This window comes from Sporolactobacillus sp. PKPK-6, from assembly GCF_056678885.1.
Genome location: NZ_JBWXPA010000001.1, coordinates 313,132 through 333,933, shown reverse-complemented (window position 1 = coordinate 333,933; position 20,802 = coordinate 313,132). Strand labels below are relative to the sequence as shown.

Annotated in this window: 19 protein-coding genes; 12 read left to right on the top strand and 7 right to left on the bottom strand. The window is 40.5% G+C overall.

Features of this window, described 5'->3' with window-relative positions:
- Positions 1-266: 266 nt before the first annotated feature.
- Positions 267-869 (top strand): ECF transporter S component, encoded by a 603-nt coding sequence (locus AC1MBV_RS01635; protein WP_255746429.1) that lies wholly within the window; start codon positions 267-269, stop codon positions 867-869.
- An 88-nt stretch (positions 870-957) separates the two neighbouring features.
- The gene (locus tag AC1MBV_RS01630) at positions 958-1,503 is read left to right on the top strand and encodes a DUF6944 family repetitive protein (protein WP_255746430.1); all 546 of its coding nucleotides are present in this window, start codon (positions 958-960) and stop codon (positions 1,501-1,503) included.
- 242 nt (positions 1,504-1,745) lie between these two features.
- Here the strand turns inward: AC1MBV_RS01630 and AC1MBV_RS01625 are convergent, their stop codons facing one another.
- Together AC1MBV_RS01625 and AC1MBV_RS01620 are read right to left on the bottom strand one after the other, a co-directional pair.
- Positions 1,746-2,099: a hypothetical protein gene (locus AC1MBV_RS01625; RefSeq protein ID WP_255746432.1), complete on the bottom strand. Its 354-nt coding sequence runs from the start codon at positions 2,097-2,099 to the stop codon at positions 1,746-1,748.
- Between the two features lie 92 nt (positions 2,100-2,191).
- Positions 2,192-2,659, bottom strand: a complete 468-nt coding sequence (locus AC1MBV_RS01620; RefSeq protein ID WP_480947418.1) for a DUF4395 domain-containing protein — start codon at positions 2,657-2,659, stop codon at positions 2,192-2,194.
- Positions 2,660-2,840: 181 nt separating this feature from the next.
- Between AC1MBV_RS01620 and AC1MBV_RS01615 the strand changes: the two genes are divergently transcribed.
- From AC1MBV_RS01615 to AC1MBV_RS01600, 4 genes are all read left to right on the top strand, one after another.
- Complete coding sequence (locus AC1MBV_RS01615; RefSeq protein WP_480947416.1) at positions 2,841-3,713, top strand: putative RNA methyltransferase; 873 nt, start codon at positions 2,841-2,843, stop codon at positions 3,711-3,713.
- Positions 3,714-3,835: 122 nt separating this feature from the next.
- Positions 3,836-4,600, top strand: a complete 765-nt coding sequence (locus AC1MBV_RS01610; protein ID WP_255746437.1) for a DeoR/GlpR family DNA-binding transcription regulator — start codon at positions 3,836-3,838, stop codon at positions 4,598-4,600.
- Positions 4,601-4,752: 152 nt separating this feature from the next.
- Positions 4,753-6,657 carry a PTS fructose transporter subunit IIABC gene (locus tag AC1MBV_RS01605; RefSeq protein ID WP_255746439.1) on the top strand — a complete coding sequence of 635 codons (1,905 nt, stop codon included), beginning with the start codon at positions 4,753-4,755 and terminating at the stop codon, positions 6,655-6,657.
- Positions 6,658-7,580: 923 nt separating this feature from the next.
- The gene (locus AC1MBV_RS01600) at positions 7,581-9,422 is read left to right on the top strand and encodes a glycosyltransferase family 39 protein (protein ID WP_480947415.1); all 1,842 of its coding nucleotides are present in this window, start codon (positions 7,581-7,583) and stop codon (positions 9,420-9,422) included.
- Positions 9,423-9,510: 88 nt separating this feature from the next.
- On the opposite strand, the gene AC1MBV_RS01595 is transcribed toward AC1MBV_RS01600, so the two are convergent.
- Complete coding sequence (locus tag AC1MBV_RS01595; protein WP_480947414.1) at positions 9,511-10,686, bottom strand: MFS transporter; 1,176 nt, start codon at positions 10,684-10,686, stop codon at positions 9,511-9,513.
- A 181-nt stretch (positions 10,687-10,867) separates the two neighbouring features.
- Here AC1MBV_RS01595 and gnd point away from each other — a divergent pair, with 181 nt between their 5' ends.
- On the top strand, positions 10,868-11,767 hold the full coding sequence (gnd, locus tag AC1MBV_RS01590) for a phosphogluconate dehydrogenase (NAD(+)-dependent, decarboxylating) (protein ID WP_480948248.1): 900 nt from the start codon (positions 10,868-10,870) through the stop codon (positions 11,765-11,767).
- 143 nt (positions 11,768-11,910) lie between these two features.
- Here gnd and AC1MBV_RS01585 read toward each other — a convergent pair whose 3' ends face one another.
- Positions 11,911-13,641: a pyruvate oxidase gene (locus AC1MBV_RS01585; protein ID WP_480947413.1), complete on the bottom strand. Its 1,731-nt coding sequence runs from the start codon at positions 13,639-13,641 to the stop codon at positions 11,911-11,913.
- Positions 13,642-13,875: 234 nt separating this feature from the next.
- Here AC1MBV_RS01585 and AC1MBV_RS01580 point away from each other — a divergent pair, with 234 nt between their 5' ends.
- Together AC1MBV_RS01580 and AC1MBV_RS01575 are read left to right on the top strand one after the other, a co-directional pair.
- Positions 13,876-14,508 (top strand): hypothetical protein, encoded by a 633-nt coding sequence (locus tag AC1MBV_RS01580; RefSeq protein WP_480947412.1) that lies wholly within the window; start codon positions 13,876-13,878, stop codon positions 14,506-14,508.
- A gap of 72 nt (positions 14,509-14,580) precedes the next feature.
- Positions 14,581-15,879, top strand: coding sequence for an MFS transporter (locus tag AC1MBV_RS01575; protein ID WP_480947411.1), 1,299 nt, complete (start codon positions 14,581-14,583; stop codon positions 15,877-15,879).
- On the opposite strand, the gene AC1MBV_RS01570 is transcribed toward AC1MBV_RS01575, so the two are convergent.
- The 3 genes from AC1MBV_RS01570 to lexA all read right to left on the bottom strand — a co-directional run bounded on the left by AC1MBV_RS01570 (position 15,853) and on the right by lexA (position 18,676).
- Positions 15,853-17,532: an ABC1 kinase family protein gene (locus tag AC1MBV_RS01570; RefSeq protein WP_480947410.1), complete on the bottom strand. Its 1,680-nt coding sequence runs from the start codon at positions 17,530-17,532 to the stop codon at positions 15,853-15,855. The genes AC1MBV_RS01575 and AC1MBV_RS01570 overlap by 27 nt on opposite strands.
- A gap of 21 nt (positions 17,533-17,553) precedes the next feature.
- Positions 17,554-17,889, bottom strand: coding sequence for a phasin family protein (locus tag AC1MBV_RS01565; RefSeq protein WP_255746452.1), 336 nt, complete (start codon positions 17,887-17,889; stop codon positions 17,554-17,556).
- Positions 17,890-18,064: 175 nt separating this feature from the next.
- Entirely contained in the window at positions 18,065-18,676 is a 612-nt protein-coding gene (lexA, locus tag AC1MBV_RS01560; RefSeq protein WP_255746453.1) for a transcriptional repressor LexA, read from the bottom strand.
- A 169-nt stretch (positions 18,677-18,845) separates the two neighbouring features.
- Here lexA and yneA point away from each other — a divergent pair, with 169 nt between their 5' ends.
- The 3 genes from yneA to AC1MBV_RS01545 all read left to right on the top strand — a co-directional run bounded on the left by yneA (position 18,846) and on the right by AC1MBV_RS01545 (position 20,732).
- On the top strand, positions 18,846-19,157 hold the full coding sequence (yneA, locus tag AC1MBV_RS01555; protein ID WP_255746454.1) for a cell division suppressor protein YneA: 312 nt from the start codon (positions 18,846-18,848) through the stop codon (positions 19,155-19,157).
- Positions 19,158-19,503: 346 nt separating this feature from the next.
- Positions 19,504-19,719 (top strand): YneF family protein, encoded by a 216-nt coding sequence (locus AC1MBV_RS01550; RefSeq protein ID WP_253060792.1) that lies wholly within the window; start codon positions 19,504-19,506, stop codon positions 19,717-19,719.
- Positions 19,720-19,808: 89 nt separating this feature from the next.
- On the top strand, positions 19,809-20,732 hold the full coding sequence (locus AC1MBV_RS01545) for a Gfo/Idh/MocA family protein (RefSeq protein WP_480947409.1): 924 nt from the start codon (positions 19,809-19,811) through the stop codon (positions 20,730-20,732).
- The last annotated feature ends 70 nt before the right edge of the window (positions 20,733-20,802 follow it).

Here is a 20,802-nt window from a genome sequence, read left to right as displayed (position 1 = left end):
TTTTTGCATTAAACCCTTATGTGACTAGGGTTGAGGACTAATTTTGATGTTTCAAGTTTTAGTTACACTATTCTATTTTGATTACACCAGTTAATAACAGAAAAATATTATGTAAACAAACGATTGTCTCTGCTGCCTGTATCATTTTTCTTGTCATGCTTTCATTAAGCCTATCTTGCTAGATTGAAAAAACCAACTATAATTCATAGTAGGCTAATGATCAAGATCAATAAAAATACTCAATCAAGTTGAAGAAGGAGCAAGTTATGAAAAACGGGGGTCAAAATCAAACATATCGCTTAGTTCTCCTAAGTGTATTTACGGCAATTATCCTTTTGCAAAATTTTGTGCCTTTTCTTGGTTATATTCCGATTGGTGCTTTAAGTTTAACCATTATTCATTTAACCGTCATTGTTGTCGCCATTGTTCTGGGGCCGATTGAAGGAGCGATCATTGGCGGGGTATGGGGAATGACTACTTTTATACGTGCATTCACTTTTCCAAGTAGTCCAATTGCACCGATTGTATTCACTAATCCTTTAATTTCAGTGATACCGCGAATTCTTGTCGGCTTTGTTGCCGGATATCTTTTTATTTTATTGAAAAGAACGAAGCTCCCGCGCATTGTTTGTATGTCCATAGCTGCTTTATTTGGATCCATTACCAATACAGTGCTTGTTCTTGGCCTTATCTATATTTTTTATCGAGTACCCTATGCAAATTATCTGCAAATCGATGTGAGCAGACTGCTGCCTGCTCTGCTCGTTGTTGTAGCAACTAATGGAATTGCTGAAGCGCTCGCCGCGTGCTTTATCTCGCCAATGATTGCAAATCCGCTTATGATAATCAGGAAAAAACTGGGCAGCTGAGTCTTTCCCTTTTGACTATAGTTCAATCATTTATCCCGTTATTGAATAGGATAAAGTATTGAGGTTCGTGTGACGGGTGGGAACAATGATGAATAGAGAAGAACTGTCCAAAAACATAGCGTTTACATCCATAGCAATTGGAAAAGTGATGAATTCCATCGGACAGACGCCAATAAAAAATTTGGATCGTGAAACACAAGATCAATTGGTTTTTCTAGGCAGTTTAATCCAGGTTGGCGCCGGCGCTCTTTTTGCGGAATTCATATCCGAGGATCCATTAGCGCAATTAAGCGTTGCTCTGACGATCATTGGTTATGGCTCTTTTGCTATTCAATTCATTAATGATGAAGACGACGACCGAAAATTGCTTGTGCAAGCCATGTCGTCGAATTTGAAAGAAGTACTGGCAAACATGATTCTTTTTACTGATCGGACTGTTTGGAAGAAAATGTACTCATTCGTTGGAATCGCAATGCTTTGTTTAGGTAATTTTATGCAGGCACAGGGAAGAAAGAGGTTATTGGATGAAGAGGATGATTATACACTGTTCGATCCAACGGTAACGGCAGGAACGTGGATTGAAACAGGCGGGGCCATCGCAATTATGCTCGGTAACCTTGCCGAAACAGCTTAATAAGTAATATTAGAAAACTTAGCTTCGCAAAGTCTCTGGTAAAAGTGAAGCAATAGTTGCACTTACACTAATTCCTCTAATTAATATTTTTTCTTATTTGTGTTAGAAAACTAGGCTTCGAAAAGCCACTGGTGAAAGCGAAGTTTGAATTTCTTATTGTACAATAAAAACGCCTCTCTGTAATGTGTGATACAACATGTTGAAGAGGCGTCTTTTTCATTTGGATGACTGTAGATTTTATTTTAATAATAGTAAGGGTACGGATAGAAAAATGGTGGCGCAAAGAAAATAAAAGGAAACAGAAAACGGTTAAATCGTCTGAATCTTGGTCTTGGACCGCCTGGCCCTTGATAAAAACGCTCATTTTCATTCACATTTTCGGGAACGAGCATGACAACGCCTTGTTCGTTCACTTCTTCGATAATACCATCCATTTTTGACCCATCAGCCATTTGTGCAATAACGTGGAAGTTCATTAATTTAGTGCACATATCGTGGATGGCTTGGTTATTGCTTTCCGGTTGCTGCGCAGCTCGTTCCTCCATCATCTGCGGGACAAAGAGCTGCTGCTCGGGTGCATCATAAATATCCGACATATTCATCGCTCCTTTTCGCCTTAGTGTATTCACCCAGGTTTCGACTGGTGACAACACCTATGCAGTACAAGCCTCGATGAAGATGGATAATCTCAGAGTTGTTTCGATTGATTCTGTGCTTGCAGGCGCTTTTGGCGATATTGCGACCATTGAAAGTGAATGTAGCATCCCACGCAAAAACCGAGGATAGCGATAAAAGCTGCAAGACCAACGATTATTGAAAAGATGATGGAGACAATGGTCCAATGCAGAAGAAAGCTAATGAATGCAATGAAAAGACAGGACACTGCGATTGTCTGATTGAATTTTTGCTGTTGTTTATCTTCCGGAATATAGGTACTAAGCAGTTTTCTCAAGAATGGTTTTGCTAATGCCATTACAGGGTTGTAGTGAAAGAAGAGCCCTGAGAGTCCTGAGAGTAAAGGAATCAAAAGCAGCCAGTACTGGTGTGTAATCATCGATACGACAACGCTTAGTACAATGACCCATTGATTCGTTCTCACGAGCGGTCGAGGAATTGATGGAGTAGCAGCATCATTCATATTAATCGTACCTTTCATATAGGAATAAATTTATTATACGTTTTAAGGCTTAATATCTCCATTGATATACATTATTTGAAAGATCATATCTATCCTCAATATCGATATCTATCCTCAATGATATTATGAAGCATTGAGGAGTTATGTACTGTGGTATAATGATGCAATACGTGTTAAGGAATGAAGGTCGAGTTAAATCATGAATAAACGAATACATTGCGCCGAACAATTGCATTTAAATAGAGATATGTTCCGATGTCCTGTCTGCGGTGCTGATATGGATAGTGTTGCTCAAAAAAGTTTGATGTGCAAGCAAGGACATACGTTTGACATCGCCAAGCAAGGCTATGTAAACCTGGTAACGAAACCGGTCCATACGCATTATGAAAAAGTACTTTTTGAGGCACGCAGAAGAGTCATTGTTGATCACCGATTCTTTGACCCACTGATTGCGGCTCTTGCTGAACAAATAAAAAATCTAAAGAATGAGTCTGTTCGTATTCTTGATCTCGGCTGCGGAGAGGGTTCACATCTTGCCAAGATCTGTCAGCTTCTTGCAATCGCCTCGTCAAATAACATACAGGGGTATGGTATTGATCTGGCAAAAGAGGGCATTCAATCAGCTGCTAAGAATTATCCGGATCAAAATTGGTTTGTAGCTGATCTGGCCCATTCACCTTTTAACGAGCACTTATTTGATGTTGTTTTAAACATACTTTCACCATCCAATTACCACACCTTTGATCGAATGCTCAAGCCTGGTGGATCAATAATAAAAGTCATTCCGGGTAGTGATTATCTTAAGGAACTCCGACGTTCATTACTTGGCGCAGAAAAATCACACTATTCTAATGCGGACACATTCAGTTTATTTCAACAGCATTATCCAAACGCATCCGTGCAAAAGATAAGTTATACAGTTCAATTGGATCAGGATGGAATCAGAGACTTGATGAAGATGACGCCGCTCGCGTGGAATGCTTCTGAAGCAATACAGAAACAGTGGTTTGAAAAATCCTCCGCAATAATTACGGTTGAGTTTGAAATTCTTATCGGCAGCAGAGCGTACTAATCAGAATCGTTCAACTTTAATCATTAGTAATCGCGATAAATTGTAAGCGCTGAACTTTTTTGAAGCAAATTGATTGATTTTGGCTGAAAGTGTGGTAGAATATTTTTTGTGGAGGAATGAGTATGTTGGCTGAAGAAAGGCAACAATTGATCCTGAAAATTTTAACAGACACTTCTGTTGTTAAAATGCAGGAACTGGTTCAAATGTTGGCTGCCTCCGAATCAACGATCCGCAGAGACTTACAGGAATTGGAAAACCGTCACTTGCTTCGTCGTATTCATGGTGGTGCGTCTTTATTGCGAAAGCTCAATGAAGAGCCTGACATGGAAACTAAGACGCTTAAGAATGTTCAGCAGAAGAAGTCGATCGCTAAGCTGGCTGCTCAGAAAATAAAGGATAACGATTGTATTTATCTTGACGCAGGGACCACGACACTTGAAATCATTCCTTTTATTAGGGCAGCAAATGTAACCGTTGTCACTAACGGTCCTGCTCATGCTGAATTACTTGTTCGCAAAAGAATATTGTGTTATTTGCTAGGCGGTCTAATGAAACCGAATACAAAGGCAGTCGTTGGCAGCATTGCAATGCAGAATATTAATCTATTTCGTTTTGATACCGCATTTATTGGCGTTAACGGAATTGATTCGTCGATGGGCTATACAACCCCTGATCCGGAAGAAGCAGCATTGAAGCGATGTGCACATCAGCTTGCATCCAGTTCTTATGTCGTTTCAGACAGCAGTAAGTTCTCTGAAATATCTTTTTGCAAGATGTTTGATTTGGATAAGGCAGCCATTATTACGGATCAAATACCGGAAAGATGCCAATCCTTAATGACAGAGAAAACCGTAGTTTATATTGCAGACCGTTCAGCTGACTCTTAATGGAAAAGAGAGTCGAAGATTGATCCTACAATGAAAGTGCTTGCCAAACGACCAATTTTCATGAAATTTATTATATGGAATTGTTCCGTTAAAGACGGTATTTCAGAAAAATCTTGTTGCTCTACAGAAACTGAAAAAGGAGTTGCACAACAATGAAAATTACAGATCTAATGATTGAACGCGCCATGGTTCTGGATATGCAAGCCACGACTAAAGAAGGCGCAATTGATGAACTGATTGCTAGTTTGGAACGAAACGGAAGAATTAACGATCCGAAATTATTTAAAGAAATGATATTAAAAAGGGAAGCACAATCAAGCACTGGGATTGGTGACGGAATTGCCATGCCCCATGCAAAAACAAAGGCAGTTAATGAAGCAACGGTTGTCTTCGGTCGAAGTAAACAAGGCATTGATTATCAAGCACTGGATGGACAGCCTTCCGATTTGTTCTTCATGATCGCCGCACCAGAAGGCGCAGCAGATGTGCATCTTCAGACGCTTGCTGCGTTATCGCGCTTATTAATTGATCATGATTTTGTTGAGCAGGTAAAAAAAGCGAAAACGACCGGTGAAGTCGCACAACTTTTTAATGACAAACAAGCTGAGCATGATGCTGAAGAAGCGAAAGAAGAAGCTGCAAAATCAACGCAAACTCCGTCTCCATCAACTGAAGAGAAATTTGTTGTTGCCGTTACAGCCTGCCCAACGGGAATTGCACATACGTATATGGCAGAAGATGCATTGAAAAAGAAAGCAAAAGAAATGGGCGTAGCAATACGCGTTGAAACGAATGGTTCTGAAGGTGCAAAACATGTGCTGACAAAAGATGAAATCAAGCGCGCTTCCGGTGTTATTGTTGCGGCGGATAAGAAAATTGAAATGGCACGTTTTGATGGAAAAAAGGTACTTCAGACACCGGTCAGTGACGGAATTCGCAAGCCGGAAGAGTTAATTAATAAAGCACTCAAGGGACAGGCACCGGTTTATCACGCTGAAGGCGGAGCCTCTGAAAACGATGCTCCGGAGGCAAATGCATCGATTTGGAGCAGAATTTACAAAGACTTGATGAATGGTATTTCACACATGCTTCCTTTTGTTGTCGGTGGCGGTATTTTGCTTGCTATATCGTTCTTATTTGAAAGACTTGGTAAAGACAATACCATTTTCCAAATGTTGAGTGCGATCGCAGGAGGTGACACCGGTGCGTTTCACTTCCTAATTGCTATTCTGGCTGGTTATATTGCAATGAGCATAGGTGATCGTCCTGCGTTGATGCCAGGTATGGTCGGCGGTTTTCTTGCAGCCTCTTCGAACGCCGGTTTCCTTGGAGGTCTGGCAGCCGGATTTCTTGCAGGTTGGGTAATCATCTTATTGAAGAAAGCATTCAGCGGTCTTCCGCGTACGTTAGACGGTTTGAAACCGATTCTTCTCTATCCTGTATTTGGTCTATTGATTACTGGCGGATTAATGTATTATATTCTTGATCCGATTTTCAAATGGGTGAACACGGGATTGATTGGCGCTCTTGATCACTTAGGCACTGGAAATGCTGTTGTGCTTGGTATAGTACTCGGCGGTATGATGGCTGTTGACATGGGCGGCCCTGTTAACAAAGCCGCATATACATTTGCTATTGGTGTCTTCACGAGCAGCGGTAATACAAATGGACTTATGATGGCAGCCGTTATGGCAGGCGGAATGGTACCGCCGCTCGCAATTGCCTTGGCAACATCTATCTTTAAGCATAAATTTACTGAAGATGAACGAAAAGCAGGTATTACTAACTATATTCTTGGTCTTTCCTTTATTACTGAAGGTGCGATTCCATTTGCAGCATCTGATCCACTGCGTGTGATTGGGTCAAGTGTTATCGGGGCTGCAATTGCCGGAGGTTTGACTCAGTTTTGGAACATTAATATCCCTGCACCGCATGGCGGAATTTTCGTTGTCCTGCTCGGCAATCACGCAATCTTGTTCTTGATTTCAATAATTGTCGGCGCAGTCATTTCAGGATTGATTCTGGGATTATGGAAAAAGCCTGTAACCCAAAAATAAAAGTGTTATAAATAGATGTATTGAAGAACGGTCGATTATGTATCGACCGTTTTTTTGTGTGTCAAGTATATGATTTTGCCCGTATTTAAACGAATAAACCAGTGTCTTGGCCGAGAATCAAAGTAGATGCGCGATACCAGGCAGATTTCTGCTTGTCTGAGGAGACTCTCAGACTGTCCGTGGTCGTGCTCAGTTGATGCGAGCAACCGGAGCGATGATTCAGCACTACAAAGACACAAACCCATGCTAAAAAAGGAACTCTCTCAAGTATCAAAGGAGCTGTCGCTAAATACGCATACGTCCTGTATGCAACCGCGAAAGTCATCACATCCTGTGAAAGTACGTCCTGTATGTAACGCGAAAGCCACCGCGTCCTGCAGAAGTAAGGACCAGGCGCTTTTTGCCCGGTTTTTCTTTTACCTATAAAAAGGTAAAAGTAACCTGACGTAACAAGATTCTTACTGAAATGATGCAGGTGGAAAGTGAATATTATTTTGCTCATATTGTAATAAATGTGAGCAGTTTAACAAATACTGAATGAGAAAAATGGAATTATTACCCGGATGTGAATCGGATTGCTGTTCCTAAAACATAGATTGATACGACTATTTTGCATTGGTTTTGCACTTTTTGCAGGACTTTTTTTCCTTATGAGCGTGCTTGGTCCCATATTTATGAATTCACGTAGTTATTACGGAAAAATTGCTTTTTCATCATTTGACTTATCCTTTATGCTGCTTTTTTACGTTGCGATTATTTTTCTTTTTTTTCTTTCATTTAATCATTTTCTAACATCCTGTTCAGAACGGAATGTAAAAAAAATCATTATTTTGCTGTTTAGTTTTATTGGACTTTTTGAGTGCTTTGTTTTTGTTGCCTTTGCAGACATTCAACCCCCGGAAATTGATGGGGGCCATGTCTTTATGAAAGCTTTTGATTTGCTCCAAAATAACGGTTCTCTCAGTGAAGACAGCATTTATTTTCAAATTTATCCTAATAACATTCCCATTATGCTTTTTCGATACATCATCTACTATCTTTTGCCCATTCATTCAAACAAAGAGTTGTTCATCGTTGATCATGCGGTGTGTTTGGCAATACTCAATATTGGCATTTTCTATTCTTGGAAGGTCGTTTCTCTGCTCCTTGGACGAAGGATGAGTGCGATCTTTCTGCTTCTTGTTTTGTCATGTGCGCCAATTTTCTTTTACACACTTTACTTTTACTCGGATACATTGATGATTATGATGCCTCCGCTACTTCTCTACGTTTGGCTCCGATATGAACAGAGAAGAAGACCAATTGATGCAATCCTTTTTTGCTTTCTTTTAGCAGTCGGTTGCGTTCTTCGTCAAAATCTGATTTTATTTCTTCCAGCAATTATTTTGTATTTGATTCTCAGATCAAAATTGAAAACGGCGTGTATAATCGGAACGAGTGTAATCATTTTATTAATATTGATGCAGCTGGCGACTGGCAACTTGGCCGAAAAAGCTCACATTAAAGCAATGCCGCAATACAAGATGCCGACCACACACTGGGTCATGCTGGGACTGTCAGAACAGGGACGTTATAATATACGCGATTTCAAGAAAACTCTTGGGCAGCCTACGCAGGCGCAAAAAAAAGAAATAAATTTGCGCGAAATTAAGAAAAGATTAACAACAAGATCAGTAAGTGAATTGTCTTATTTGTGGCTATTGAAAGCATTTCGCGTTTACGCGGACGGTTCCATGGGCTACTACTGGTATATGGGCAATACTTCGAATCATTCTCTTATCTATGATTATTTTTTCGGTGGCCAGAAGCAACTTGTCTTGTTCATTGTTCAAATATTTCATTGTTTCCATTTTATGCTGCTTTTTTGTTCAGTTATGCGTTTTTTCAGACTTAAAAAAGTAGACGAAAGTTTATTGATCCAAATCATGCTTTTTGGAAACTATCTCTTTTACATCTTTATTTGGGAAGCCGAGCCAAGATACGCTTTACTTTTTCTGTTTCCGATGCTGATCGGATGTTGCTATGGGCTGAAAGAGCTGACGAGATTTATGCAAAAAGTGCGAAACCATGCATCCCTAAAGCTTCCTTGGATAAATACACAGCGAGGAGCTCATCTTTTCTTTATTGTCTTGATCTGCCTCGCTGCGATTCATTTGAAGCCGATTACTCAGGATTCAGATGTGCAGTATCGCTACTCAGTTAACCAAAGTCAGAGAAAGGGAGGTGTCTATGCACATGTTTCTGAACAAAATGTAGTACGACAAACGTTTTATGCGGATCGTGATTTTGATCATATTGCTTTAGGAAAAGCAGGGTCTATCGGCAAAGCAAATTATCAGTTGACCATTCATCCGTTATTCGGAAAAAAACAAAGAACAAAAAAGATTATTTCAGCGGATGATATGGAGAAGGACAGGTTGTCGGAACTAGTTCTCGATCATACGCTTCCAGGGAAAATGGACTATCAATTGACAATCTCTAAAATTACGGGACAAAAGGATGCCTTTCTGGACTTATCAATCCATGGAAAAGGCTTATTCGAACAGAGAGATTTGTACTTGGAAGGGGTTTTATTTCAAGATGCACATTTGGTCATGAACAAGGATCTTCAATTCCGTGTCTATAAAAAAGTATACAAACCATATCTGAGTGTTGCAATGTATTTCTTCTTATTGAGTTTAGCATTAGCCATGCTTATCTTTTTTGCAGATGTATATCGCAAGCCGGAACCAAATCCGATGCATCTTCATCCTGACCCCGTGTAATGATCCATCTATGGGCATCTTAAAGGTCGGCGTAATCATTTTTCTGATAAAATGGCTTGATCAAAACGAAAAACATGTTAAACAGGCATTAGCTGGAAACGGAACTTCTGACTACTTTTGTATGGAAAAAATAAAGCTGTAGGAGAAGCAGAACAAGACCGACAAATGAAAGCAGGGGAGCGGTTAATGCTAAGTATCTAAGCGGTAGAAATTGAACGGATAACCCTCCAAAAAATGCTCCTGCAGCGTTTCCAATATTCATTGCTGACTGATTCAATGTGCTGGACATTAATGGTGCATCTTGTGACAGCACAAGGCTCCTGTATTGAAGAATAGGTGATTGGGCGAATGCGAGAATTCCAAACAATAAGACGGCAGCTACCATTAAAACCGCGTTTGATTGAACGAAGAACAAAATGACAAACAACAGTTCAAGAGAAATGAGCAATCCAATCAAGGATTCATTGAGACGCCAATCCGCCAGTTTTCCACCAACTAAGTTACCAATTGTGACTCCGATACCGAAAACCACCAAAGTGAAGTCGACAGCATGATCACCGAAGCTTGTCATATGTTGCAGAACAGGTGTGATATACGTAAAAAATGCAAAAACACTGCCGAAGCTAAACAACGAGATTAACAAGGTGACCCACAGTTTTCCGCTTTTCAAAACAGTTAATTCGCTTAGTAACGATGATTTTTTGCTGCTTTCTTTGTTGGGAACAAGAGCAAATAATCCTATGACAGCGATTAAGCCGATAATGCCGATTACAAGGAAACTGCTTCTCCAACCTAAGCGTTGCCCGATCAATGTGCCGAAGGGAACACCTACTATATTAGCAACAGTTAATCCAGAAAACATGAGCGCCATTGCAGAGGCTTGTTTATTTTTGGGAACAAGGCTTGCAGCCATGATGGCACCAAGTCCAAAAAAGGAGCCATGCGCGATTGCGGTGACGACACGACTGAGCATTAATAATTCGTAGTTAATTGAGATAGAGGCAAAGAAGTTCCCAATACTGAAAATGGCCATGAGGAGCATAAGCACATTTTTTCTTGCCATCTTATAGGTTGCGATGACAATAATTGGGCCGCCTATAGCAACACTGACTGCATATCCGGTAATCAGCTGACCGGCAGCTGCGGTGGAGACATGGAGGTCTTGTGCAACATTGGGAAGTAAGCCCATGATTACAAATTCAGTCATTCCGATTGCAAATGCGCCAATCACCAAAGTCCAGAGTGAAAGCGGGTATGTTTTCATCGAAAACCCTCCTTTGGAATGTAACAAGAAAATCGTAGCAGATTGCTTTTTGGATGTGAAATATTTTGCCTGTACTTAGAAAATAAATTTGTTTCATAAAAAAATTGATTTGGATAAGCCGCTTGTATGGGTTAAACTAAGATTGGAGCGACTTAAATAATTGATAAATTAGGTGATTGAATTGCAAATCGGTTTAATTGGTTTAGGAAAGATGGGTTATAATCTTGCCATGAATATGTCTGAGCATGGTTTTGAAGTGAAGGCTTTTGACCTGTCAAAAGAAGCGGTAACGAAAGCGCAGGAATCGAAAGGCATTGATGGATTTACTTCGCTTGATGCGCTTGTTGGCGCACTTGAGAAACCACGTGTGTTTTGGATGATGGTTCCAGCTGGAGTTCCTACCGAGCAGACCCTTTTAAGTCTGCTGCCGCAGCTTGATAAGGGAGATATAATTCTTGATGGAGGAAACTCTCGATATACCGATTCTGTTCGACGTTATGAGCTGTGCAAGGAAAAAGGTGTGTCATTTATGGATGTCGGTACCTCTGGTGGCATGAGCGGTGCGCGTCATGGCGCATGTGTCATGGTCGGCGGAGATAAACAGACTTTTAGTTATTTGGAGCCACTATTCAAATCACTTTCGGTCGAGGACGGATATCTTTATACGGGTAAGGCAGGCAGTGGCCACTTCTTGAAAATGGTGCACAATGGCGTCGAATACGGTATGATGCAATCATTAGCAGAGGGTTTCGAAGTTCTGCAAAAGAGCGACTTTGACTATGATAATCAAGCTGTCGCAAAAGTATGGAACCATGGTTCTGTCATTCGCAGCTGGCTGGTTGAACTTCTCGAGGATGCCTTTTCGAAAGACGGGAATCTAGAAAAATTGAGCGGTGTCATGGCATCTTCAGGTGAGGGAAAATGGACGTTGGAGACTGCACTGGATATGCAAGTGCCAACTCCGGTCATCGCGCTTTCGCTGCTCATGCGTTATCGTTCACTTGAGAGCGATACGTTTTCGGGAAAAGTAGTTGCTGCTTTGCGCAATGAATTCGGCGGACATGCCGTTGTAAAAAAATAAATGTTTGCACAATAAAGGATCTGCCGTTTATAAGTGGCAGATCTTTTTTCACGTTTATCTGAGAAAATCATTAAATACTGATTTAATATAAAAAACGTTTGTTTGGGCTAATTCCCAAACAAACGTTTTTTGCTCTCAAATGATTATAAGAATCTCCGTACAACAGTTTTCATTGGAGGCATTTTTTCTAATTTATGATTTTCAGCAATCGACTTAGCAGTGAAACGAGCATAGCCTTTTGCTTCGTCCATAACAATTTTTCCTGGAAGCGGAGCAGCATCAACATCGACGGCTACATCTAAAATGACCGGAACATTTGAAGCTTTTGCTTGTTCGAGCGCAGGCTTGAGGTCGTCGTACTTCTCAACACGGAAACCTTTTCCGCCGCATGCCTCAGCAAATTTAGCGTAGTCAATATCTCCAAAGTCAACAGCATATTTTAGCTGACCGGCAGATTGTTGTTCATATTTAATGAATGCCAGTTGCTTGTTGTTAAGAACAATAACGATAATTGGCAGTTTGTAGTGAACAGCAGTGGCAAAGTCCTGCATAACCATAGCGAATGCACCGTCTCCGCTGATCGCAATCGCTTGACGATCAGGGAATGCTTGTTTAGCAGCAATTGCGCCGGGAAGACCGCAACCCATTGTTCCCAGCCATGCTGACACAATGAAATCCTGCTTTTCTGAGACTTTGAGATAACGTGTTGACCAAACAGTTGACGTACCGACATCCACAGAATAGATGGTGTCATCCTCTGAAATCGATTCAATCGCTGACATAAGTGCTTCAGGAGCAATCGGTGTTTGTTTCTTCTCTTGATCCTCATCCATCCACTTCCACCATGTGGCCATCTTGCTTTGGCAGGTTTTCAAGAACGGACGATCATCAACAGGAGTAACATGCTCATTTAAATAGGCAAGGGCTTCAGCCGCATCGCCAACAACACCAACATTTACAGAATAACGTTTGCCGATCTTAATTGGATCAATATCAATTTGAACACATTTCGCGCCTTCCGGCAGATAAGCTGCATATGGATAATCCGTTCCGATCATAATCAGCAGATCGGAACTCTTCATCGCTTCATATGCTGGTTTAGTACCAATTTTGCCGATATTTCCAATAAAGTTCGGATGACTATCGGAAAGGGCACCTTTACCCGGCAGTGTCACGGCAACTGGAGCGGAAATGCGTTCAGCAAAGGCCTTTAATTCTTTCTTTGCACTTTTTGCACCAACTCCTGCTAAAATAACGGGATTGTTTGCGCTGTTGATTAATGCTACGGCATCATTCAAATCGTTCTGAACGAGTCCGGGTATCTTCTTTTCAAATACAGTAGAGAGCTGCGGAGCGTTATCCGAAATTTCACCCATTGCAATATCGTCCGGGATTGACAATACAGCCACGCCGCGTTCCTGGTAAGCCGTACGAATAGCTTGGTTGACAACTGCCGGGAAGCTTTCCGCACTGGTAATCTTCTTGTTATATACAGCGACATCTTTGAATAATTCAACCGTATCAACTTCTTGAAAATAATCGGTACCGGTTAAACGTGCAGGGATATGTCCGACCAGAACCAGCATCGGCACATGATCCATTTTTGCGTCATACATGCCATTCAGCAGGTGAATGGCTCCAGGGCCGCCGATAGCAAGTGAAACACCGATTTTTCCGGTGAGCTTAGAATATGCTGCAGCTGCCAATGACGCAACTTCTTCGTGACGCACGGTATAAAATTTGATTTTGCTTTCCTCTTTACGCAACGCTTCAACCATCGAATCGATTGAATCGCCTGGGATTCCATAAATATGATCGATACCCCAGTTTTCTAAAAGCTTTACTACTGCCTCACTAGCTTTTACTTTTCCCATAATGGGTTCCTCCTCAGAATCAAGCTGTTTTCTTGAACCATGATTTACATCATTTTTCAAGAGTTCTATTTATATAAATGTGACAACAAACTGAACCTTATGGGTACATTTTATGACTTTTGGCGAAAAATGCAAATTTATCTGCTCATATCCATTGAAACAATTTTAGTTGAACCCACTTTTTAAAATTTTTTAAAGACCCTATAATAAAAGGAAGCGAGAAGAGGGGTAATTATGAGTTTTGTTTCAATTATTGCTACTGATCAATGGATATCTGCTGTAAGTGATGGTACTTTGGTGGAAGTCATTGAGAAGGGAAAAATAAAGCGGTGTTTAGGAAATAAACCGAGTTTCCTTCGAATTTCAAAAAGGCAATTTATCGCTTGCACAGGAAGTGCGGCCCTTTTAAATAGGGTAAAGAACGATATGCCATTTAATTCGCAACCCTATGTCATTAATCAAGCAATGCTTTCTCGACTTGAGCACGGAGTAAAAAGTATTTCGTCTGAATGGCAGGATGTACTGCTTGTTGTCGCAGACCTCACAGAGAAGAGCGTTTGCCGAATGATTTCCAATCAAAAAGATGCTGATTGGGTCACTGTTGTGCCGCAATACGGTAGATCGGGTACACTTTTTCTTGCTGGAAAAGGGATTGATAATCAAAAAATCAAACTTATTTATGAGGAATGCAGCCGTATGCTTGGAGACAAGCAGAATGATTTAAAAAGTGTAATTATAGCTCAAAATCAATTGAATCGATTGGCAGCGAAGTTTGACCCGTCAATCGGTTCACGTTTGTTTCATCTATCCATCAAGGCTGAGGTAAAATCCGACGGAGGTCTGAACGGAAACCCAACATCAGATTGAATCTTTTTCTAATCATTTATTTTATCATTTGTTCATGGAGTTAATAAATGACTTGGAAATGAGTGGAATCTAATGAAATCTGTGTTGGCTATTTTTAAAAACAAGACTTATTCAATGTTGTTTGCTGCATCTGTTACATCACAGCTTGGGAGTGTCATAGGCATGACAGCTCTCGTTTTCTTCTTCCTTGATCGATTCAGTCATCAGCCTTATCTAGCCTCATTGAATGAGTTGATGTTTTCACTTCCGTCACTTCTTGTTTTTTGGCTTGTCGGTGTTGCCGCGGATCGAATGGATCGGCAAAAAATCGCATCAAATTGTGATTGGCTCAGTGCTCTTTTGTCGATTGTTTTGTTTGCCGTGGTGATGCTCGGCCAATTTAGTTTAATTTTCCCAATTATCTTTTTGCGCGCTGCTGTCGCAAAATTTTTTGCTCCTGCTGAACAAGCAATTCTACAAGGGATCTTAAGAAAAGGGGATTACGCAGTTGCTGCAGGTCTCAATCAAATGGTGAGCAGTGTTTTTATGATTTTCGGAAATGGGCTTGGAGCACTTGTCTATTGGAATCTTGGTCTGCAGGGAGCGATTGTTATTGATGCGCTATCTTTTGTTCTGTCAGCACTATTGATTCGTCACCCTTATATTAAAAGCGACGTTCGTTTGCCTAATGGTGTCCACGATTGGCAGAAAACAAAATTCCGCTCAATTATTTCCGATTTTAATCAGGGTATGCATTATATCATTAAAGATAAACTGCTGACTTCGCTCGTTGCCAGTTTTGCAATTTTCGGTATCATTAATGGCGGATGCAGCGTTATGCTCATTTTTATTTTGAAATATAAGCTTGTTCCCGATTCTTACGAGTTATTTTCCGTGTGGACCGGAGTAATTGCAGGATTAGGTATTTTAATTGGAAGCCTCATTGCCGCCTTGTGTGCAGGAAAATGCCGCTTTCGTTCGATGATCATTGCCGGATTGCTTGTCAACGGTGTGTTTATGATTGGCGCAGGATACGTGCCGACTGTATATATGTTTTTAATTATGATCTTTCTTGCAACCCTGTTGATTCCTTTAGTCAATGTTGCGATCGGCGGATGGATGCCGCATCTGGTGAATCCAAAAATGATGGGGAGAGTGGAAAGCTGGAGTACGCCGATTTTAATGCTTTCTCAATCACTGACACTTGGATTGATCACATTATCTTTTCCGGTTTATTTGTCTGTTGAATCTCTATTTTTGATTGTCGGTGCCGTGACCATATTATCCGCTTTCTACTATTTATTTTTTGTACCGGCAGATACTCTAGAAGAACGCTCAAATGATCAATTTATGGAACAGAAGCACTTAGAAACGGCCGGAACGAAAAATTGACAAAAGAACGATCATAAACATGAAAAGCACAATGGTTACTGCAATGCCGATAATGGGCACATTTGTGATTAATGAACGCGACCCGAACGTTTCGCCAAGAATAATGCTTGCCAAAATGATACTGAGTGAGAGCAGCATAATACTGAACGAAATCCGGTTTGCGGCGCGATCCAGTTTGGCCAGCAGAACTTCCAGTTGCGGCAGTTTCATTTCGACACGTGTTTTGCCTTTATATAAATGCGTTAAGGTTTTTCGTAAAAGGGAAGGCAGACGCATACTGTTTTCAACAACATCGTAACCATTCATCAATAACTTTTTTGAAAGTTCAGTAGGATCAAGTCTTCTTATTAACAGACGATGCCCATAAGGTTCCGCAAGCTCGAGAATGTTCGTGTCGTGATCCAGAGTGGTGATCAAGCCTTCCAGAGTGATTAGGGCCTTGCCAAGGAGCGTGTAATTTTTGGGTATACCGATATGATGCTTTTTGGTAACAGCGAAAACATCAGAAATGACTTTGCCGATGTGAACTTCTTTAAATGGCAGACGATAATATTTCTCGCGCAGAGTTTCCAAATCGTCTTTCAACTGACGCTCATTCAAGTCATCCGGCATGACGGTCATCGTGGAAATAGTGCGGAAAAGCAGTTCGGTATTTCCTTTCATCAGACCGATAATTAAATTGCCGAAGTCGCGCTTCATCGATTCGTTTAAATGTCCAACTTGTCCAAAATCAATATACCCGATTTTATTATCGGGGAAGAAAAAAAGGTTGCCAGGATGCGGATCGCCATGAAAGATGCCACAGATTAAGGCTTGATCAAGAAATGACCGGACAAGCCGTTCACAGATAATTTTGTTGGACACATCTTTTGGCGGACTCTTAATCAATTCTTCATATTTATACCCATGAACATAGTCAAGGGTAAGCACTTTAGCTGTCGAATAATCTCGATAGATTTTGGGAATGATCACATTCACATCATTCTTGAAAAAATCAAACAGTTTTTCAGTTGTTCGCGCCTCCATCGCGTAATCAAGTTCGCTGCGGATTGCCAGTGAAAATTCTTCAACCAAATCGATAATTTGATATGTCCTAGCCCATTCATAGCGTTTCTCAACGAGAGAAGCAAGATCCCATAGAATTTCAATATCGTTCTCCACCACGTATTCAATATCCGGACGCCGTATCTTAACAGCAACTTCTTCGCCGGATTTTAACTTTGCATGATGTGCTTGAGCAATGGAGGCAGCGGCAATACATTGTTCATCAAATTGAGCAAAAACTTCAGCAACTGGTTTACCGAATTCTTGTTGAATGATCTGTTTGACGGATTGGGCATCGATCGGAGTGACACGATCCTGGAGTCCGCGCATTGCCTCTGCAATTTGCTCTGGTAAAATGTCAGTTCTCAGGCTGAGCAGCTGGCCAAGCTTAATAAAGGTTGGTCCTAATTCTTCAAGCATTAAACGGATACGCTGTCCAAGAGACTTCTGATCATTCCCGTTTCCAGAGAAGTCTGATGCAATCTGCTTCGGTAATGAAAGTAAATGAAATAGACCGACATCTTTAACAATATAGCCAAAGCCATATTTTACGAGAACGGAAACAATTTCTTGATATCTTTTAATATGGCGTATATGTTTTCCAATCATAGCATTCACCTAGTGTGCAGGTTAGTCTTCGCTGCTTTCTCTCTTAGATACTTTTTGCCTTAATTCTGTGAGTTCAGCTTCTAAAAGCGTCACTTTTTCTTTAAGACTCCCGTACTCTTCCTGTGATACAAAGCCGAGATCCTTAATTGCATCAACAATGTCTTTGTGAAACTCTGCGCGCCACTTGTCCGTGTTTTCTTTCCCTTTTTCATTGAAAGATTCTAGAAGCGATTTTGCTTCATCTGCTGCTGCACCGCCGCTTTTTGACAGGTCATTCAGAAATTTTTCTGCCTTATCTTTGCTGGTGATGGTCGCGCCGAGCCCTATGAGAAAACTTTTCTTCAGGAAATCGTTCATAGATTTATCCCTCCTTGTGCTTTTCTTCATTTTAACCGACTCAGTGGGTCATGTATACGAATTCGCCATTTCTAATTGTGAATACTTCAATAATCAATTGAAAAAGGGCACGAAGGAACAGATGTTCTTTCGTACCCTAAGGCTTCAGAATCATTCATACACTTGGCAGTTGAGATCACTTAATCGAACGGAAAACACCAATTACTTTACCAAGAATGACACAATTATCAAGCAAGATGGGATCCATTGAAGGATTTTCCGGTTGGAGCCTTATATGATTGTTTTCTTTAAAAAAACGTTTAACCGTAGCTTCGTCCTCATCGGTCATAGCAACGACAATTTCACCGTTCTCTGCAGTCCGCTGCTGACGGACGATGACTTTGTCACCATCAAGAATGCCGGCATTAACCATACTTTCACCGGAGACATTGAGAATAAATGCATCTTCATCCTCGACCATTGAACTTGGAACAGGGAAATATTCTTCAATATTTTCAACAGCACTAATAGGAAGTCCTGCCGTTACTTTACCGATTACAGGAACACTTACTGTCTTTTCTGTATAGATGTCTCCATCATGATCGAGCACTTCAATTGCTCTAGGTTTTGTAGGATCACGCCTAATAAACCCTTTTTTCTCAAGCCTTTCAAGATGACCGTGTACCGTTGAGCTGGATGCTAACCCCACAGCGTCACATATTTCGCGAACCGATGGCGGATATCCTTTAATCGCAACTTCATGCTTAATAAAATCGAGTATAGATTGCTGCCGAGTTGAGAGTTTCATGATACTTCTCCTTTTCCTTATCTTGTCAATAGTATATCATCTGGGAAATTCAGATGCAAACATTTGTTCTAAAATAAGCATTGACACAAATGTACGTTCGTATTAAAATGAAGAAAACAAACGAACAAGCGTTCTTGAGAACAAATATTCCTAGCGGAGGTAAAACAAGATGAATACTCATGCACATAATAAAACAAAGGGAATTTCATTTATTGTATTATTTTGTATTATGACAGTCATTCTTTTCTTTACTTTAACAAATACGGTTGCTGCCGATCAGAATAATTATGTCAAAATTACAGTGAAATCCGGTGACTCGTTGTGGTCAATTGCTACAACATACCATGCTAATAATCCTAAGCTCACGAAACATGCATTTGTTACCTGGGTTAAAGACAATAATGGTCTAGTTCGAAATCATATTGTTCCGAATCAAAAGTTGATTATCCCGATAACAGATAATCAATTAAAGAATCGTTAAAAATCTTAGCCGCAGAATTGGCAAAAAAAGTGTTTTGTGATATACTGTTATATAACAAAGGGAATGATTTGACAATGTACTGCTACAATTGTCTTTTCCTTTTTGCTTTTTAGTTTGTGATTGCAAAGTTCTATTCCATTAATGATTATTTATCATTAATGGCCATTTTTCATCCTCCTTCAGAAGAAAGCATTTCTTAATTCATAAGAACACGCTTTCTTTTTTTTTTGTCTTCCAGCCGAAACTGTGCGGAAAAGGCTATGTTTCATGGGTATAAGGTTGACCTGAATTCGCGTGATAGTGTAAACTGAACTATGGACATTTGACACAAGGAGGAAGCAGACGCATGCTCTGGTTATACATACTCGTGGGCGTGATTTGCCTAGCAGCCGGATTGATCCTCGGCTTTTTAATCGCCCGTAGATATATGATGAATTACCTAAAAAAGAATCCGCCGATTAATGAAAACATGTTGCGTGTCATGATGGCTCAAATGGGTCAGCAACCGTCGCAGAAGAAGATTAATCAGATGATGAAAGCGATCAATCATCAAATGAAATGAGTAATGAACCCCTATGAATTAGCTATTCATGGGGGTTTTTACAATAGAAAAAAGTGAGTACTAATAAATTTCAGGCAGGGGGTTGCTCAATGCTGAAAGTAGGTGTTATTGGGATCGGTTCAATTGCCGCAAAAGCATATTTGCCGATTTATTCTAAACTGGCAGAGGTCGATTTTTATTTCTGTACACGAAATGTGAAAACGTTGGATGAACTTCGCTCAAAATATCGATGGTCTCATTTGTTTTCTTCAATTGACGATCTGATAAAACAAGGCATTCAAGCGGCATTTGTCCATGCGGCTACTTCAGTGCATCAGGAGATTATTGAGCGTTTGATTCTGAATGGAGTTTCAGTTTATACCGACAAACCGCTTGCAGATAATTTTGAAAGCGCTGTAATTTTAACAAAATTAGCTGAAGAAAAACAAGTTCTATTGATGACGGGCTTTAACAGGCGCTTTGCACCATTTGTTGCCGAGGCATCCAGACTGTCAGATAAAACGATGATTGTTTGCCAAAAAAACCGAATAAAGGCTCCGGGTGAATTGCGGACAATAATTTTTGATGACTTTATCCATGTCGTGGATACAGCAAGGTTTCTTCTTAACCATCCGATTGACGACGTGATTGTTCGATTTTCGGGAGCAGATAAAAATCAATGTACAGGTATTTCAGCACTCTTTCAGAGCGGGAATATACTAGCTTCGGTCATTATGAACCGTATAAGTGGTACGAATCAAGAATGGACACAGGTGATGACCAAACGTGGAGAATGTGTGATTCGTGATTTAAGCGAATATGAATGGATCACGGGGAATTCAAGTCAAGTAAACCGTTTTGACGATTGGGATGACACGCTATATAAACGAGGTTTTGAACCAATAATCAAAGCTTTTATTCATGCTGTCCAATCTGGACTGAAAGAGCCAATTGAAAAAAAGGATGCCCTAGAAACCCATCGATTATGTGAATGGATGGTGACAGAAGGGGAACGGGATTTCAAGCAGCGATGAAAATAATTTTTAACGTATAGATGTCTAGACAAGTAATTCTAATGAGTGATAAAATAAAAGAAAAAAGGAA

Bases quoted from the DNA above. Each gene is read 5' to 3' on its own strand.
- AC1MBV_RS01635 (WP_255746429.1), top strand. From the start codon at position 267: ATGAAAAACGGGGGTCAAAATCAAACATATCGCTTAGTTCTCCTAAGT.
- AC1MBV_RS01630 (WP_255746430.1), top strand. From the start codon at position 958: ATGAATAGAGAAGAACTGTCCAAAAACATAGCGTTTACATCCATAGCA.
- AC1MBV_RS01625 (WP_255746432.1), bottom strand. From the start codon at position 2,099: ATGTCGGATATTTATGATGCACCCGAGCAGCAGCTCTTTGTCCCGCAG.
- AC1MBV_RS01620 (WP_480947418.1), bottom strand. From the start codon at position 2,659: ATGAAAGGTACGATTAATATGAATGATGCTGCTACTCCATCAATTCCT.
- AC1MBV_RS01615 (WP_480947416.1), top strand. From the start codon at position 2,841: ATGAATAAACGAATACATTGCGCCGAACAATTGCATTTAAATAGAGAT.
- AC1MBV_RS01610 (WP_255746437.1), top strand. From the start codon at position 3,836: ATGTTGGCTGAAGAAAGGCAACAATTGATCCTGAAAATTTTAACAGAC.
- AC1MBV_RS01605 (WP_255746439.1), top strand. From the start codon at position 4,753: ATGAAAATTACAGATCTAATGATTGAACGCGCCATGGTTCTGGATATG.
- AC1MBV_RS01600 (WP_480947415.1), top strand. From the start codon at position 7,581: ATGAAAGCTTTTGATTTGCTCCAAAATAACGGTTCTCTCAGTGAAGAC.
- AC1MBV_RS01595 (WP_480947414.1), bottom strand. From the start codon at position 10,686: ATGAAAACATACCCGCTTTCACTCTGGACTTTGGTGATTGGCGCATTT.
- AC1MBV_RS01585 (WP_480947413.1), bottom strand. From the start codon at position 13,641: ATGGGAAAAGTAAAAGCTAGTGAGGCAGTAGTAAAGCTTTTAGAAAAC.
- AC1MBV_RS01580 (WP_480947412.1), top strand. From the start codon at position 13,876: ATGAGTTTTGTTTCAATTATTGCTACTGATCAATGGATATCTGCTGTA.
- AC1MBV_RS01575 (WP_480947411.1), top strand. From the start codon at position 14,581: ATGAAATCTGTGTTGGCTATTTTTAAAAACAAGACTTATTCAATGTTG.
- AC1MBV_RS01570 (WP_480947410.1), bottom strand. From the start codon at position 17,532: ATGATTGGAAAACATATACGCCATATTAAAAGATATCAAGAAATTGTT.
- AC1MBV_RS01565 (WP_255746452.1), bottom strand. From the start codon at position 17,889: ATGAACGATTTCCTGAAGAAAAGTTTTCTCATAGGGCTCGGCGCGACC.
- lexA (WP_255746453.1), bottom strand. From the start codon at position 18,676: ATGAAACTCTCAACTCGGCAGCAATCTATACTCGATTTTATTAAGCAT.
- yneA (WP_255746454.1), top strand. From the start codon at position 18,846: ATGAATACTCATGCACATAATAAAACAAAGGGAATTTCATTTATTGTA.
- AC1MBV_RS01550 (WP_253060792.1), top strand. From the start codon at position 19,504: ATGCTCTGGTTATACATACTCGTGGGCGTGATTTGCCTAGCAGCCGGA.
- AC1MBV_RS01545 (WP_480947409.1), top strand. From the start codon at position 19,809: ATGCTGAAAGTAGGTGTTATTGGGATCGGTTCAATTGCCGCAAAAGCA.